General features: G+C 65.6%; 1 protein-coding gene. It reads right to left on the reverse strand.

Annotation, left to right across the window (positions count from 1 at the left end; translation table 11 throughout):
• Nucleotides 1-270, reverse strand: a 270-nt coding sequence (locus B2W70_RS12485; protein WP_414631058.1) for a cytidylyltransferase domain-containing protein, incomplete at both ends; no start/stop codon positions are given.

Here is a 270-nt window from a genome sequence, read left to right on the forward strand (position 1 = left end):
CCACCATGGGATGGGGGCTCGCGAAAAATACAGGGCCCTGCCCAGTGCATCGGTGACGACCTTGACCACGTTCGGGTTGGCGAAATGGGCGGTGTCCTCGAGCTGGTGTGCGGCCGTGCTCATCACGCAATCCGGGCGCTCCATCAACAGCCTGGCGCAGGCGTCGATCAGCGCTGGCTCGATCAGGGGTTCATCGCCTTGCACGTTGACGATGCGATCGTCGCCATCGAGCCCGAGGATCTGGCAGGCCTCGGCCAGCCGGTCGCTGCC

This window comes from Aquabacterium sp. UBA2148 (assembly GCF_002328915.1).
Classification (GTDB): domain Bacteria; phylum Pseudomonadota; class Gammaproteobacteria; order Burkholderiales; family Burkholderiaceae_C; genus Aquabacterium; species Aquabacterium parvum.